The organism is Shewanella sedimentimangrovi (assembly GCF_017354965.1).
GTDB lineage: Bacteria > Pseudomonadota > Gammaproteobacteria > Enterobacterales > Shewanellaceae > Shewanella > Shewanella cyperi.
In genome coordinates this window covers 3,612,475-3,626,686 of sequence record NZ_CP071502.1, presented here as the reverse complement: position 1 = coordinate 3,626,686, position 14,212 = coordinate 3,612,475, and the positions used below count along the sequence as shown (strand labels likewise).

Sequence of the window (14,212 nt, the reverse complement as noted above, 5' to 3'; positions counted from 1 at the left end):
GCGCCGCAGGCGCCTTTTTTATTGCATGACGGCTTAAAAGTCGTAACGCACGCCAACGGTGAAGACGTTTTCGTCCTTGAGATCGACCTTGACGCCTTCGACCTGATATTCACCTTCGTACATGGCGTAGTGACCAAATACCATGGTGGACTTGGATACCCGATAGTCGGCACCCAAAATAATGTTTTGCACCTCGGCATCAGCCCCGGCTACGCCACCCAGGCTTTTGAAGTACTTACCGAAACCGGCGTCATCCTGCCCGTATTCGGCCTTGAGGTTAACCCCGTTGAGATTGTAAGCCAGGTTCACAATAAAGCTGTCGCCGTCGACACTGCTGTCGGTGGCTCTTTCTGTGTGCTGATACAGGCCGCCAAGTTTGAACTCGCCCAGCTTCACCTGGGCTACACCGCGGTAGGCATCGACGCCGGAAATACCTTTGTTATAGGCCGCCGCCGCATAGAAAGCCTGTTTCTTTAATGCCTTGTCGCCCAGGGTGATGCTGATGGCGTATTGGTTGTCATCGGTATCATTGTTGTCGTCAAACAGGTAAGTGGCATTGATGGCAAGCAGATCGGCAATCTTGGGTGAGTAATACCAGACACCGTCGGCGCTACGGGTTTGGCCGGTGAGCAACCTGTCCATATCGCCATTGGTGTTGCCAAACAGATCCACGCCGCCTTCGGACTGCTTGAAGACAGTGTCATTGCGGCCCACCAGCACTGTGCCTGCGGCTGACTTCAGACCCAGGTAGGTGTTGCGGGCCTTGAAGGTGTCACCCTTGGATGAGGTGTTTTCCACCTGAAATTCCATTTGGTACACGGCTTCGATGCCGTCGCTGAGCTTTTCGCTGCCTTTTACGCCAACATTGGAGAAGTTGTTCTCCAGATAGGTGCCGCTGTCACCGACGCTGGCGTTATTGGTGCCACTCTGCACCGTTGAGCTGGCATCCGTATTGGTCACGGCCAGTTCCAGGCGGCCATAAAAGTTGGGGCCATCGGCCAGCGCACCGAAGGAGGCCAGGGCCAACACGGCGGTGACGGATGCAGAGGTAAGGGTCTTATTCATGTTTTTTCCTTAGCAGTGTGTTCCATTGATCATTGTTATTGGTGTTCACCCCACTTCATGGCTTGGGTTGGGAACATGTATGCCAGGTGAACGCTAAGGCTAAGGCAATTAGCGGGCCACAAAGTATGTGTTAACTAAGTTGTTGGTTATTTAAGAATATGTTGAATAAGTCTTGAGGATTGCTGGGTGGATATCCCCCCAATGGGGCAGGTTGTTTGGGTGGGAATCCGCCCAAGGTGCATGTCGTCCATAAAAAAGGCGACCCTGGGGTCGCCTGTAATGAACTGCATGGATTAGAAGTCGTAGCGTACGCCGACGGTAAAGACGTTGTCGTCTTTCAGATCTACCTTGGCACCATCAACCTCATATTCGCCCTCATACATGGCGTAGTGGCCAAACAGCAGGGTCGATTTGGATACGCGATAGTCGGCACCCAGAACTATGTTCTGTACGTCGACATCTGCACCGGATACACCGCCCAGAGCCTTGAAATATTTACCAAAACCGGCATCATCCTGACCGTATTCGGCTTTCAGGTTAACGCCGTTGAGGTTATAGACCAGGTTAACGAGGAAGCTGTCGCCATCAACGCTGCTGTCGGTTGCCTTTTCCGTGTGCTGATATAAACCACCGAGTTTGAATTCGCCCAACTTCACCTGGGCTACACCCCGGTAGGCGTCTATGCCGGAAATGCCCTTGTTGTAGGCTGCGGCGGCATAGAAGTTGTCTTTTTTCAGCGCCTTGTCACCGAAGGTCACGCTGAGGGCATACTGATTGTCATCGGCGCCATTATTGTCTTCAAACAAATAAGTGGCGTTGATGGTGAACAGATCGGCGATCTTGGGAGAGTAGTACCAGACACCATCGGCACTGCGGGTTTGGCCGCCCAGCAGACGGTCGATATCCGCATTGGTGTTACCGAACAGATCGACGCCGCCTTCGGACTGCTTGAAGACCGTGTCATTACGGCCGACCAGAACCGTACCCGCCGCGGTTTTGAAACCCAGGTAGGTGTTGCGGGCCTTGAAGGTATCGCCGCTGGAGGAGGTGTTTTCTACCTGAAACTCCATTTGGTACACGGCTTCAATACCGTCAGCGATCTTTTCGCTGCCTTTGACACCGACGTTGGAGAAGTTGTTTTCCAGGAAGGTGCCGCTTTCACCGGCGGTGGCGTTGTGGGTGCCACTTTGCAGGGTTGAGCTGGCGTCGGTGTTGGTTACCGCCAGTTCCAGGCGACCGTAAAAATCAGGTCCATCGGCCAGCGCGCCGAATGAGGCCAGGGTCAGCACTGAGGCAACAGATGCAGAGATAAGGGTCTTTTTCATGTTTTCATGCTCCCGTGAACCGAAGTTCATTCCATTTTTATGCTTATATACCAATGTCCTTTTCAATGACGGTGTGAGACCGGCAATTGAGATGTCGCTGATTCTTACAGTTTTATGTCATCGGAATTGAGGTATTGATCATGTTTCTTCTGTCATCGCCGGGTATTTGTGACATATTTACTGCCCCTTAAGCCCAAATTGGGCGCCCGGTGGCAAAAGAATCGCTGAGGATCGGGTATTTTTACCTGATTTTAGGTAGTTGCACCCTAACTTAGCCGCATTAAATTTAGCAGATGCGAATGCAGTGGCAAGATTGCGGCTCAATGACTGCGTGATGACAGCTGTGCAATGCTGCGGCGAACCGTCCTTTGGGGTAAAATGCAGCTCTTTGCCCCATATTAAGGATCTCTGTTGTGACTCACCTCTTATCCGAAGCCTATCTGAACCGTTTCGCCGGCATAGGCAGACTCTATGGCCAAAAGGCACTGCTGAGTTTCAGCCGCGCCCATGTGGTCATAGTGGGGATCGGAGGAGTTGGAACCTGGGTGGCCGAGTCTTTGGCCCGCAGTGGTATAGGCAATATCAGCCTGATTGATCTTGACGATATCTGTGTCACCAATACCAACAGGCAGATCCACGCGCTCGCCGGTGCCATAGGCCAGTCCAAGGTGGCCGTGATGGCCGAGCGAATTCGCGCCATCAATCCCGAATGCCGGGTCAACGAGGTAGAAGACTTCATTACCCCGGATAATCTGGGGCAACATTTTGGTCCGGATGCAGCCATAGACTATGTGGTTGATTGCATTGACGCAGTTAAACCCAAAGCCGCCCTCATTGCCTGGTGCAAGCGCAATAAGTTGCCGATAGTGACGGTTGGCGGCGCCGGTGGTCAGCTCGATCCCCAGAAAATCCAGGTTAGCGATTTGTCGCGCACCATACAGGATCCCTTGCTGGCCAAGGTTCGCGGTATTCTGCGCAAGGACTACAACTTCAGCCGTAATCTGGATCGGAAATTTGCCATCGAGGCGGTGTTCTCCACCGAGGCGCTGACCTATCCCGGCAGCGACGGGGAGGCCTGTGCCACCAAGGCCGATGCGGCCCCCGGCAGTATGCGCATGGATTGCTCCTCCGGGTTTGGTGCCGTGACCATGGTAACGGGCACCTTCGGTTTTATGGCCGCCAGCCGGGTCCTCTATAAGTTGCAACAAAAGGCGCAGGCCCAGGGCTGAATGGTCGGCCGGCATAAAAAATAACGCTTTGTTCATCGACAAGCGGGTGATTGAACTATCCTTGTTTTTATAACAAAACCGAGGATGAATGATCATGAATAAGACCGCGCTTTTTACGGCCATAAGTGCCGTGTTCCTCAGTCCATTTGCGTTCGCCGGCCAGGATTATTTCGAGGCCCGCAGCGATGCCATGGGGGGCACAGGAGTGGCTGCTTCCAATATCGAAGGGGCCGCCTTTGCCAACCCGGCCCTGTTGTCCCTGCCATCCATGCGTGATCAAGGGGTCACCTTGTTACTGCCGACCCTGGGGCTTGATGCGGCCGACAAGGACGACATGATAGACAAGATAGATCTGCTGCAGGATGACTACGATGCCTTGCAGACGGCTATTGATAATGCCAATCCCACCGCAGTTGATACCTATCGCAATGCCCTGGTGAGTGATCTGGAATCACTGCAGGACAACAACGCCTATCTTAGTGGTGGTATTGGCTTGAGCGTCAGCATGCCTTCCAAGGGAATGGGCTGGGCCGTCATTTACAAGAGTTATCTGGATGGTATTGGCATAGCGGATATCAGCGACGCCGATATAGTACTGCTTAACAGTGTGGATCCGGTCAATCCACCGCAAATTGGGGATTTGACCTCCCAGGGCCGGGTTATAGCCGGTGCCATATCAGATATCGGGGTGGCGGTCAGTATGCCGCTGTCGATTGTTAATATGCCGGTGACAGTGGGGGTTACCCCAAAAATCCAGCGCCTCGACAGCTTCAACTATGGTGTCAGTGCCAACAATTTTGATGAAGGCGATTTCGATGGCAGCGACTACAGCAACGATGAAACCGGTTTTAACCTGGATGTGGGTATCGCCATTGAGCCCATGCATGGCATGGTCATAGGTCTTGCCGGCCGCAACCTGATAAAGCGGGAGCTGGACACAGTTGAGTCAGAAGGTATTCAGGCCACCTACAGAGTGGGGCCAACAGTGACCGTTGGCGTGGCTTACCAGTGGGATGGTTTTACCGTAACCACGGATTTGGATCTGCTTGAAAATGAAAAGTTTGTCGACATGGAGGGTACCCAGTATTGGCGTGTGGGCGGTGAATACCAGGCCATGGACTGGTTGGCGTTACGGCTGGGCTACCGCCACGATCTGAATGATGTGACCGCCAATCTTTATTCCCTCGGCACCGGTTTTGCCATAGGCAAGAGTTTTAAGCTGGATCTCAGCGGTATGTTCGGCAATGACAATGCCTACGGCGCGGCACTGCAAACCTCCTATCACTTCTAACCAAGCAGGCTGGCCAGCGACTTAAAGGTCAGCAGCAGGGCGCTTAAGGAACATAAAACCAGGGTCATCACCCTGGTTTTATTTTTATCAACCCTGTGGATCATTTTCCCGGCCAGCAGGTAGGCCAAAATGACACCGGGCAGCAGTTGCAGCGACCACCACAAGTGCTCAGTGCTCAGCAAGCCTGCCAAGGCCAGAATCACCAAAGCAATCAGGGAGCTGAAGATAAAAAAGGCCGACAGTGCCGCCCGGAATTTACCGGGATCCTTGCCCGCCAGCAACAGCGCCATCGGCGGGCCGCCAATGGCGGCTATGGTGCCGAATACCCCGGACAGGGTACCGGCCGCGAACAGGGTCAGGCGGTTCACCGGCAGTTCGAAGCGTTTAAGGCTGAGCAATACGGCGATGGCCACAATGGCGGCTATGGCCAGCCCCAGTACATCCTGTGGAGCCAGGAGTAACAGGGTGGCACCCAGCAGGCCGCCGGGAACCCGTCCCAGCAGGGCATATTGCAGACCCTTGAACTCCAGTTGACCGCGCTCCCGCACCAGGGTCAGCAGGGCAATGGAGAAGCCCATGACTATCACAGGGGCCGGCACCAGTCGCGGCTCCAGCAGATACAACAGCGGACTGGCTACTACAGCCAGACCAAAGCCAATCAGACTTTGGATCAGGGCGCCACTGAAGATGATCAGCAGGGCCAACAACCAGGTAACAGGATCCATCAAAGTACTCCGGGGCCAAAAACACACAAGGATCGCCGAGCGATCCTTGTGTGTTTATCTTTCATTGACAGGAGTTTACTCCATGTCTTCCCATTCGATTCCCATCTCATCCATCAGGCGCTTGGCTTCGGCGGGGATGCTGTCGGGTTTGTCTTTTGACAGGTCGTCATCATTGGGCAGCGGTTGGCCCGTGTAGGCATGTAAAAAGGCCTCACACAGCAATTCACTGTTGGTTGCATGACGCAGGTTGCCGACCTGGCGACGGGTGCGCTCATCGGTCAATACTTTCAACACTTTCAAAGGAATGGAAACGGTAATCTTTTTAACCTGCTCATTCTTCTTTCCGTGCTCAGCATAGGGGCTGATGTATTCGCCATTCCATTCAGTCATTGACTCACCTGTGATATCCGAAATTCGGTGCCGATTTTAAACCCTTACAAACTACAGTCAAATAATTGCTGCTAAAACGCCCCATCTGTGGGCTCTCGCCAACAAGTATAGACGTCTAAAAGTCTGGATGCCTATTGACCTCGGTATAATTGCTGAGTTAATTTAGACGTCCAGACATCCATTGTGATGCGCAAGCGTATTTTGAGGATCCGAGTATGACAGAGCGTCGAGCCGCAACCATAGCCGTACGTCAGGGCATTGAGAGTGACAGCCAGCATGGTGCCGTGGTACCGCCCATCTACCTGTCGACCAATTACAGTTTTGACGGTCACACCCAGCCACGGGCATTCGACTACAGCCGTTCGGGTAATCCCACCCGCTCCCAACTTGGAGAGGCCCTGGCCCAATTGGAGCATGGCAGCAGCGGTATCATTACCTGCACCGGTATGGCAGCCATCACCCTGGTGACCAGTCTGCTCGGAGCCGATGATTTATTGGTGGTACCCCATGACTGCTACGGCGGCAGCTATCGCCTGTTCACCAACCTGGCGAAGAAAGGCCAGTTCCGCCTGCTGGTGGTCGATCAATCGGATACGGCGGCGCTGGATGCGGCCCTGGCCCAAGGACCGGCCATGGTATGGCTGGAGACTCCCTCCAATCCGCTTTTGCGGGTAGTGGACATAGCCGCCATTGCCGATGCCGCCCACAAGGTGGGCGCCAAGGTGGTGGTGGACAACACCTTCCTCTCGCCCATATTGCAGCAACCCTTGTTGCTGGGGGCCGACATAGTGGTGCACTCCACCACCAAGTACATCAATGGCCACAGCGATGTGGTCGGTGGCGCCGTGGTGTGTCGCGATGCCGAGCTGGGGGAACGCCTGCATTGGTGGTCCAATACCCTGGGACTCACAGGCGGCGCCTTTGACAGCTACCTGACCCTGCGCGGGGTGCGCACCCTGGCGGTGCGGGTGCGGCAGCACCAGGCAAACGCCGAGCGCATAGTGGCCCGTTTGGCTGCCAGCGAGCTGGTGCGCAAGGTGTATTACCCCGGGCTCAAGGATCACCCTAGGCACGAGATTGCCGCCCGGCAACAACAGGGCTTTGGCGCTATGCTGAGTTTTGAGCTTGAAGGTGGCCAGGAAGAGCTGGTGGCCTTTCTCGGGGCGCTGCAGTTTTTCAGCATCGCCGAAAGTCTCGGTGGGGTAGAGAGCCTGGTGGCAGTGCCCGCCACCATGACCCACAGGGCCATGGACAGCGATGCCCGCGCCGAGGCCGGGATCAGTGACACCCTGCTGCGTTTGTCGGTGGGGATTGAAGATGTGGAAGATTTGCTGGCCGACATAGAGGCCGGACTCGCCGCCGTGGCGGCCTGCAAGCAATAGGAGCCTGATGTGGCACGATGTCATTTACATAAATTCGGTGGCTCCAGCCTGGCGGATGCGGACTGTTATCGTCGGGTGGCCCATATACTGCTGACCCAGGGGCGCAGTGACGATCTGGTGGTGGTGTCGGCCGCCGGCAAGAGCACCAATTTTCTCTATCGTCTGCTGGAGCTGAGCGACAAAGGTGCCCTGTGGCAGGAAGAGTTGCAGCAGCTGATGGGCTATCAGCAACAACTGATTGAGCAGTTGCTCAGTGCCGAACAGGCCCGCCACCTGCGTGAGCGCCTGGCCACGGACAAGGCCCAGTTGCAGACCCTGCTGGCCCTTGGTGAACGCAACGACTATCAGGTGAATCAGGTGGTCAGTTTCGGCGAGCGCTGGTCGGCTCGTTTGATGGCGGCGCTGCTGCGTGAATCCGGCGTGGCGGCAAGCCACGTGGATGCCTGCAGTATACTGGTGGCCGATGAGGGCGCTGTGCCACAGATTCGCACCGCCGAGTCCCGTGCCAAGGTGCAGGCGCTGCTGGCCGAACATCCGGACGAGCGCTTGGTGATCACCGGCTTTATCTGCGCCAACAGCCGCGGCGATACCCTGCTGCTGGGCCGCAACGGCTCGGATTTCAGCGCGACCTTGATTGCCAGCCTGGCCGATATCGACCGGGTCACCATCTGGACCGATGTGGAAGGGGTGTTTAACGCCGATCCCAACAAGATCAATGACGCCAAGTTGCTGGCCAGCATGTCACTGGCCGAGGCCGACCGCCTGGCCCGTCTGGGTTCGCCCGTGCTCCATTCCCGTACCCTGCAACCCCTGTTTGACACCCGGGTCAGCATGGCGGTGCGCTCAAGCTATGCGCCACACACCGCCTTTACCCTGGTGGCGCCCTCAAGCTCCCGCGCCAGCGCCCCCGTGGTGACCAACCTTAACGAGGTGGCCTGTTTCAGCCTGACCCTGGGCGGTGACTGCGACACCCTGCTGAGCCAGCTGGCAGAAGCCGGTGTGGCTCCGCTGGCCTGGTGGCCCGCAGCCAATGGCCGATTGGAACTGGCCTATATGCCCGAGCTGCAACGCCAGGCCCTGAACCAGCTCAATGCCCTGGCGCCGGAGCTGGAGATCAGTGACATCAGCGTCGCCACGGATCTCGGACTGGTGGCCCTGGTCAGCGCCGATGCCCACTTATATCGCCGCGGCTTTGCCCGTTTGCTCAGTCGTGAGGCCAGGCCCCTGTATCAGGACGGTCTCAGCCTGGTGACCCTGGTGCCCAAGAATCAGGTGACCCTGTTGACCCAGAAGGTGCACAGACGCTGCGCCGGGCCGCGCAAACGCATCGGCGTGGTGCTGCTTGGGGTTGGCAACATAGGCGAAGCCTGGCTGGATCTGTTTCGCCGCGCCGCCACTTCTTTGGGGCGGGAATTGGAGGCCAGTATTGAGCTGCTGGGTTTGGTCAGTTCCGGCAAGGCACTGATTGATGGTCAGGGCATAGATGCCGGCAACTGGCGCGATCGTTTCGCGGTAGAAGCGCACGAATGGGACTACCCAAGCCTGTTTCAACAGCTGGAGGCCCTGGAATGCGACGAGCTGGTGGCCCTGGATATCAGCGCCAGTGCCGCATTGACGCTGCAATATCCAGAGCTGTTTGCCCGCGGCATTCATCTGGTCAGCGCCAATAAGCTGGCCGGCTCAGGCCCGCTGCCTTTCTACCGTGAACTGAAACAACAGCTCGGTAACCGCAGGCTTTACTGGCGCTATAACGCCAGCTGCGGTGCGGGATTGCCGGTGCAACATGCGCTCAACGATTTGCACAACAGTGGCGACACAGTGGAGGCGGTCGGCGGTGTGTTCTCCGGCACCCTGTGCTGGTTGTTCGAACACTATGACGGCAGCCGCCCCTTCTCCGAACTGGTACTGGAGGCCAAGGGACTCGGTATCACAGAGCCCGATCCCAGGGACGATCTCTCTGGCCGCGACATGCAGCGCAAGCTGTTGATCTTGGCCCGTGAGATAGGCCTGGAGCTGGAGCTGGACGATATAGAGGTGACATCGCCGGTGCCAGAGGCGCTGGCCGCCTTGCCGCTGTCCGACTTCCTCGGGCGGATCAGCGAGCTGGATGCCCCCATGCTGGCTGCCCTCAATGCCGCCCGGGATGAGGGCAAGGTGCTGCGCTATGTGGCGGCGCTGGACAGGGCCGGCGGGCGCGTGAGTGCCAAGGTGGGACTGAGCTGGGTTGAGCCGGACCACCCCTGGGCCAACCTGACACCGGGTGACAATGTGTTTGTGATCCGCAGCGCCTTCTATCAGGGCAATCCGCTGATCATCCGCGGACCCGGTGCCGGCCGTGAGGTAACAGCGGCGGCGGTGCAGTCGGATCTGGCGCAGATCTGCCACGAGCTGTTACAGGAATAAGCTTGGCTGTGGGTGATAAGGGACGCATTGGCGTCCCTTTTGTTTTTAGGATGGGCAAATTGGCGTTTTTTACGCTTGACTTGAATTGAGATTGCTCTAGTATGTGGACGTATAGACGTCCAAACGCCCGAACGTCCATTTTAGCAGTCGAGGAATATTTAATGGCTTTTCATCACGCACAACATTCTCACTCCCTGAACCAGAGTCTGGCTGAGCTCAATGGCGAGATTAATGTGTCATTCGAATTCTTTCCTCCTGCCACCCCCGAAATGGAAAAGCTGCTGTGGAGCTCCATTCGCCGTTTGGAACCGCTCAAGCCCAAGTTTGTTTCCGTGACCTATGGCGCCAATTCCGGGGTCCGTGACCGCACCCATGGGGTGATTGAGCGCATCCAGCGCGAGACGGACCTGATAGCGGCACCACACCTGACCCTGGTGGATGCCAGCGATGAGGAGCTGCTGGGGCTGGCCAAGACCTATTGGAACAGCGGTATCCGAAACATAGTGGCGCTGCGGGGCGATCTGCCCGCCGGCAGCCCCAGGCCAACCCGCTTTGCCGCGGATCTGGTGCGTTTGCTGCGCAGCGTCGCCGACTTCGATATTTCCGTGGCCGCTTATCCCGAGGTGCATCCCGAGGCCGCCAATGCCCAGGCGGACCTGATTAACCTCAAGCGCAAAATCGATGCCGGTGCCAACCGGGCCATTACCCAATTCTTTTTCGATGTGGAGTCTTACCTGAGATTCCGCGACCGCTGCGTCGCCGCCGGCATAGATGTGGAAATCGTGCCCGGAATACTGCCGGTGACCAACTTTGTGCAGCTCAAACGCTTCGCGGCCATGACCAATGTGTCGATTCCCGCCTGGTTGCACAAGCAGTTCGAGGGGCTGGAGGATGACGCCGGTACCCGCCAGCTGGTGGGGGCCAACGTGGCCATAGACATGGTCAAGGTGCTGTCGCGGGAAGGGGTTAAGGACTTCCACTTTTACACCCTTAACCGCGCCGAACTCACCTACGCCATCTGCCATACCCTTGGGGTCAGACCCCAGCAGGGGTAACGGCAGCAGGGCTCCCATACGGGGGCCTTTTGTTTTTGGCGACCATGGGCTAGGCTGTGTAACGGCCCTCTGCAGTCAGGTTTGATTCCGACCGTGGGGGGAATGCCGGATCAAAAAGGAAGCCAAGCCATGGATGAGCAGAGCGTACACGAATTTCATATGGAAAAATTACCGCTGGACATCAGTAAGTTACTCCTGTCGCTGATGTTAATGTCCAGCCTCTATCTGATGTCATTTACCACAGAAACCCTGCTGGGCATGTTCCTCTGGATAAGTTGCGGCTGTTATGGCCTGCTGTCGCTGTTCGGCCTGTTGTGGCGCCTCTGGTGCATGGGTCGATCCTGATGCGCGAGACCCTTTGCCCCTTGTGTGGTCAATCCAATCTCTGTGCCCTGACCCAAGGCCAAAGCATTGACCAATGTTGGTGCCTGAACGCCAAGGTGCCCAGGGCGCTGCCAAAGCGCCGGGATGCCTGTTTGTGCCAGACCTGCTTGCAACGCCTGGCCGAGGAAGAGGCTCTGGGGATCAAGCGCCTGGATGCTTAATTGGTAACTGCTTGAAAAATGGCTATACTTTTTCAGCAAAATCCAATTTCGTCGCTGCAACCACTTTGGCAATCGGCAACCCATAACGGAGCTACCATGCTGAAAAAAATCCTGCTGTTTTTACTGCTGCTGTGCGCCATCCCCCTGGTGGCGGCACTCTTTATCAGAAAAGAGTACGCAGTGACCACGTCCATCGTCATAGATAAGCCGGTTGTTGAGGTTTATGACTATGTCAAATATCTGAAAAATCAGAATAACTATAGCAAGTGGGCCAAGATGGATCCCAAGGCGAGACTGAGTTTTCGCGGTACGGATGGCACAGTGGGCTTTGTCTCGGCCTGGGACAGTGACAACCCGGATGTGGGCCGTGGTGAGCAGGAAATTACGGCCATGGTGCCGAACAAACGCATCGACTATGAGCTGAGATTCTTAACCCCCTTTGAGGCCACAGATCTGGCCTTTATGACCACTGACGCGACGGCCGAAGGCAAGACCCTGGTGAGTTGGGGCTTTCGCGGCCATATGGATTATCCGATGAACCTGATGTTGGTGCTGATGGATTTTGAAACCATGATTGCTGACGATCTCAACACAGGACTTGGCAACCTCAAAACCCTGCTGGAGCAATAATCGCATCCCATAAAAAGGCCCCTTTAGCAGGGGCCTTTTTCATTGCAGGCTTCTGTTACTGACCGCAGGCGCTGCCGAAGATGCTGTTGGCCCAGGCCGGATTGTCGATGAAGGGGTTGCGGTTGTGCTGCCACTCATAAACCCGGTTATTGCGGCGCCGCTCCCAATCGCTGACGGGATCCTGATTGTGCCAGCTAAGCAGGGTGCAGAGGTCACCGAGTTTTGGCTCGTTGGTGCCTGTGGTGCCTTGGACCGCGATCAGATCCGGCGTGTTGCTGCTGTCGCCGCCCTGATAGCGGACATCCATATAGAGCACCATGCGCGCCACATCGCCCTTGACCGCGTCGGCGGGTTCAAAGCTGTCGGTATCGGTTTTGTTTTCAGGTGCCTCGGAGAGCGCTGTGCCACCCAAGGCAAAGTCCTTGTTGCCGCGGCTGCTGTTGACCGTCACGTCCGCCGGACGCAGGTGGTGAAGGTCGGTGTAGGCGTGCTGGCTGCTGTCTGGGAAGCCATGGCTCTTGGCCCAGACGTGCTCCCGGTTCCAGGCATCCAGCGAACTGCTGAGGCCGGCACGGTTGGTCTTGGGTTCAGAGCGACCTGTGTACAGCAGGATCACATTGTCAGTGTTGGCGGGATCTTCATCCGTGTAGTTGAGGCCATCCCACACTTGGGTGTAGGTGTAGCGGGTATGGTCGCGGATGATGAGATTGAGGCTGGTCTTGAGCTCGTTGCCACTCTTGCCTATGGCTTGGGCGTAATAGGTCTCATAGCTGTAACCTGCAGGATCCGGCTCAGTACCACCGCCGGTGCCGCCGCCGGTACCCGCATCCGTGTCGTAGTCGAGCTGCAGCGAGGCGCCGCTGAAGGCCTCATAGGCCTGCAGTTTGATGTACCAACGACCTTCCTGGACCGTGGCAATCTGGCATTGCTCGTTGTTGCCGCTCAGATAGGGGGCGCAATCGTACTGGCTGGTACTGGGTTCGCTACCAAAGCGCACATAAAGGTCGGCATCGCCACTGCCACCGGACAGGGTCACCGCCAGATTGCTGCTGCCGGCCGGGATATCGGCGACAAAGTCCAGCGCCTGCCCTTGGGCGGCACTGAGATTGGTCCTGACTTCGCCCTTGGACAGCAGATTTTCGGTCGGCAACGGCGCGCTGCAACCGGCGAGTGTGCCAGAGCCCGGGGTGCCGGCGCTGGTTGCCGCGGTCCAGTCGGCTTCCGTCTGGGTGTTGACTATGGTGGTGCGCTCCAGCGCCACGTCACGCACATTCAGGTTCCAGCCGCTGACGCCCCCTTCCCAGGCCACCAGATCCACCTGCTGGCCATTGAGGCTGAGTTTCACGAAATCGCCCGAGTTACCAAGGCTGAAGGGCAGGGGAGCGAAGTCGGGCGCCTTGCCAAACAGACTGGTGAATCCGGCGGCGTTGATGGCCAGGCTGTAATACTTGCCCGGTGCCAGGGTGCCACTGAGGTTAAGGCTGCTGCTGTTGTCGCTGAGCTGATATTGACTCAGGTCAACCGGGTCGCAGCCCGAGTTATAGAGTTCGATGAATTCCTCGACGCTGTCATTGTTGGGGGCGTCGTAAAGCACTTCACTGATAAGCAGCGCGCCATGGACATGGGTGCTGAGACCGGCCAGCAACAGGGCTGCGGTCAGGGTTGGTTTTGTAATCATCCTAGTAAGTCTCGCAATTATAGTTTTGGCATCCTGCGTATTGAATCCCTGCAACTCCTTTGTCTGGGGCTTTCGCGGAGCCGAGTATGCCACAACCAATTTGCGTGTTAATGCTTTGTTTATTTGAAACTTTTATTTCAAATATGCCCTGAGAAAGGCGTTTTCATGGGTGATGTTGGCGACTAATTGAGCTGAATTGGCTGCTTTATGCGGGATTAGCTGCATTTGGCGACGAGTGGAGAATATTGACTGCATAAACAACATGCGAGCCTTATATAAGTTGTCAAAATCTTTAAGCATGCTGTGAGTAAGTAGATTCTAAGGTGATTAAGCGTGCCTTTATTTTGAATAATTACTCATTGATGGTGTGCGGTTTTGTTGCGGAATTGCAAGTTTATTTGCCATAAGAGAACCAAAGCACGGCTATAGAATAAATGCTCCAACTTACGACTGAATTGATTGCTGGTTTTTTAACCGCCTTAAACCAGCGCTCA

Annotated in this window: 13 protein-coding genes; 8 read left to right on the top strand and 5 right to left on the bottom strand. The window is 56.3% G+C overall.

The features are described 5' to 3' along the window. Positions 1–33 precede the first annotated feature (33 nt). Together JYB85_RS16170 and JYB85_RS16165 are read right to left on the bottom strand one after the other, a co-directional pair. The gene (locus tag JYB85_RS16170) at positions 34–1,065 is read right to left on the bottom strand and encodes a porin (protein WP_207380115.1); all 1,032 of its coding nucleotides are present in this window, start codon (positions 1,063–1,065) and stop codon (positions 34–36) included. Positions 1,066–1,358: 293 nt separating this feature from the next. Beyond that, a complete protein-coding gene (locus tag JYB85_RS16165; protein ID WP_207380114.1) occupies positions 1,359–2,390 on the bottom strand; it encodes a porin in 1,032 nt (343 codons plus the stop codon). A 413-nt stretch (positions 2,391–2,803) separates the two neighbouring features. Here JYB85_RS16165 and tcdA point away from each other — a divergent pair, with 413 nt between their 5' ends. Continuing rightward, positions 2,804–3,619 (top strand): tRNA cyclic N6-threonylcarbamoyladenosine(37) synthase TcdA, encoded by an 816-nt coding sequence (gene tcdA, locus JYB85_RS16160; protein WP_407695865.1) that lies wholly within the window; start codon positions 2,804–2,806, stop codon positions 3,617–3,619. A gap of 88 nt (positions 3,620–3,707) precedes the next feature. Continuing rightward, complete coding sequence (locus tag JYB85_RS16155; protein WP_207380113.1) at positions 3,708–4,910, top strand: conjugal transfer protein TraF; 1,203 nt, start codon at positions 3,708–3,710, stop codon at positions 4,908–4,910. On the opposite strand, the gene JYB85_RS16150 is transcribed toward JYB85_RS16155, so the two are convergent. Both JYB85_RS16150 and metJ read right to left on the bottom strand, forming a co-directional pair. Then, complete coding sequence (locus tag JYB85_RS16150) at positions 4,907–5,635, bottom strand: sulfite exporter TauE/SafE family protein (RefSeq protein WP_207380112.1); 729 nt, start codon at positions 5,633–5,635, stop codon at positions 4,907–4,909. The two genes, JYB85_RS16155 and JYB85_RS16150, sit on opposite strands and share 4 nt — an antisense overlap. A gap of 75 nt (positions 5,636–5,710) precedes the next feature. Further along, positions 5,711–6,025 carry a met regulon transcriptional regulator MetJ gene (gene metJ, locus JYB85_RS16145; RefSeq protein ID WP_207320961.1) on the bottom strand — a complete coding sequence of 105 codons (315 nt, stop codon included), beginning with the start codon at positions 6,023–6,025 and terminating at the stop codon, positions 5,711–5,713. 215 nt (positions 6,026–6,240) lie between these two features. On the opposite strand from metJ, the gene metB reads away from it, so the two are divergent. The 6 genes from metB to JYB85_RS16115 all read left to right on the top strand — a co-directional run bounded on the left by metB (position 6,241) and on the right by JYB85_RS16115 (position 12,040). Further along, complete coding sequence (gene metB, locus JYB85_RS16140; RefSeq protein ID WP_207380111.1) at positions 6,241–7,407, top strand: cystathionine gamma-synthase; 1,167 nt, start codon at positions 6,241–6,243, stop codon at positions 7,405–7,407. A gap of 9 nt (positions 7,408–7,416) precedes the next feature. Next, on the top strand, positions 7,417–9,810 hold the full coding sequence (locus JYB85_RS16135; protein ID WP_207380110.1) for a bifunctional aspartate kinase/homoserine dehydrogenase II: 2,394 nt from the start codon (positions 7,417–7,419) through the stop codon (positions 9,808–9,810). Positions 9,811–9,971: 161 nt separating this feature from the next. After that, on the top strand, positions 9,972–10,865 hold the full coding sequence (metF, locus tag JYB85_RS16130) for a methylenetetrahydrofolate reductase (protein WP_207380109.1): 894 nt from the start codon (positions 9,972–9,974) through the stop codon (positions 10,863–10,865). A gap of 129 nt (positions 10,866–10,994) precedes the next feature. Continuing rightward, entirely contained in the window at positions 10,995–11,210 is a 216-nt protein-coding gene (locus JYB85_RS16125) for a hypothetical protein (protein ID WP_207380108.1), read from the top strand. Next, on the top strand, positions 11,210–11,410 hold the full coding sequence (locus JYB85_RS16120) for a cysteine-rich CWC family protein (RefSeq protein WP_207380107.1): 201 nt from the start codon (positions 11,210–11,212) through the stop codon (positions 11,408–11,410). The genes JYB85_RS16125 and JYB85_RS16120 overlap by 1 nt, the downstream gene beginning before the upstream one ends. 96 nt (positions 11,411–11,506) lie before the next feature. Beyond that, positions 11,507–12,040, top strand: coding sequence for an SRPBCC family protein (locus tag JYB85_RS16115; protein WP_207380106.1), 534 nt, complete (start codon positions 11,507–11,509; stop codon positions 12,038–12,040). 55 nt (positions 12,041–12,095) lie between these two features. On the opposite strand, the gene JYB85_RS16110 is transcribed toward JYB85_RS16115, so the two are convergent. Beyond that, positions 12,096–13,718 carry an endonuclease gene (locus tag JYB85_RS16110; RefSeq protein WP_207380105.1) on the bottom strand — a complete coding sequence of 541 codons (1,623 nt, stop codon included), beginning with the start codon at positions 13,716–13,718 and terminating at the stop codon, positions 12,096–12,098. Positions 13,719–14,212: the final 494 nt, after the last annotated feature.

Bases quoted from the DNA above. Each gene is read 5' to 3' on its own strand.
- JYB85_RS16170 (WP_207380115.1), bottom strand. From the start codon at position 1,065: ATGAATAAGACCCTTACCTCTGCATCCGTCACCGCCGTGTTGGCCCTG.
- JYB85_RS16165 (WP_207380114.1), bottom strand. From the start codon at position 2,390: ATGAAAAAGACCCTTATCTCTGCATCTGTTGCCTCAGTGCTGACCCTG.
- JYB85_RS16155 (WP_207380113.1), top strand. From the start codon at position 3,708: ATGATCATGAATAAGACCGCGCTTTTTACGGCCATAAGTGCCGTGTTC.
- JYB85_RS16150 (WP_207380112.1), bottom strand. From the start codon at position 5,635: ATGGATCCTGTTACCTGGTTGTTGGCCCTGCTGATCATCTTCAGTGGC.
- metJ (WP_207320961.1), bottom strand. From the start codon at position 6,025: ATGACTGAATGGAATGGCGAATACATCAGCCCCTATGCTGAGCACGGA.
- metB (WP_207380111.1), top strand. From the start codon at position 6,241: ATGACAGAGCGTCGAGCCGCAACCATAGCCGTACGTCAGGGCATTGAG.
- metF (WP_207380109.1), top strand. From the start codon at position 9,972: ATGGCTTTTCATCACGCACAACATTCTCACTCCCTGAACCAGAGTCTG.
- JYB85_RS16125 (WP_207380108.1), top strand. From the start codon at position 10,995: ATGGATGAGCAGAGCGTACACGAATTTCATATGGAAAAATTACCGCTG.
- JYB85_RS16120 (WP_207380107.1), top strand. From the start codon at position 11,210: ATGCGCGAGACCCTTTGCCCCTTGTGTGGTCAATCCAATCTCTGTGCC.
- JYB85_RS16115 (WP_207380106.1), top strand. From the start codon at position 11,507: ATGCTGAAAAAAATCCTGCTGTTTTTACTGCTGCTGTGCGCCATCCCC.
- JYB85_RS16110 (WP_207380105.1), bottom strand. From the start codon at position 13,718: ATGATTACAAAACCAACCCTGACCGCAGCCCTGTTGCTGGCCGGTCTC.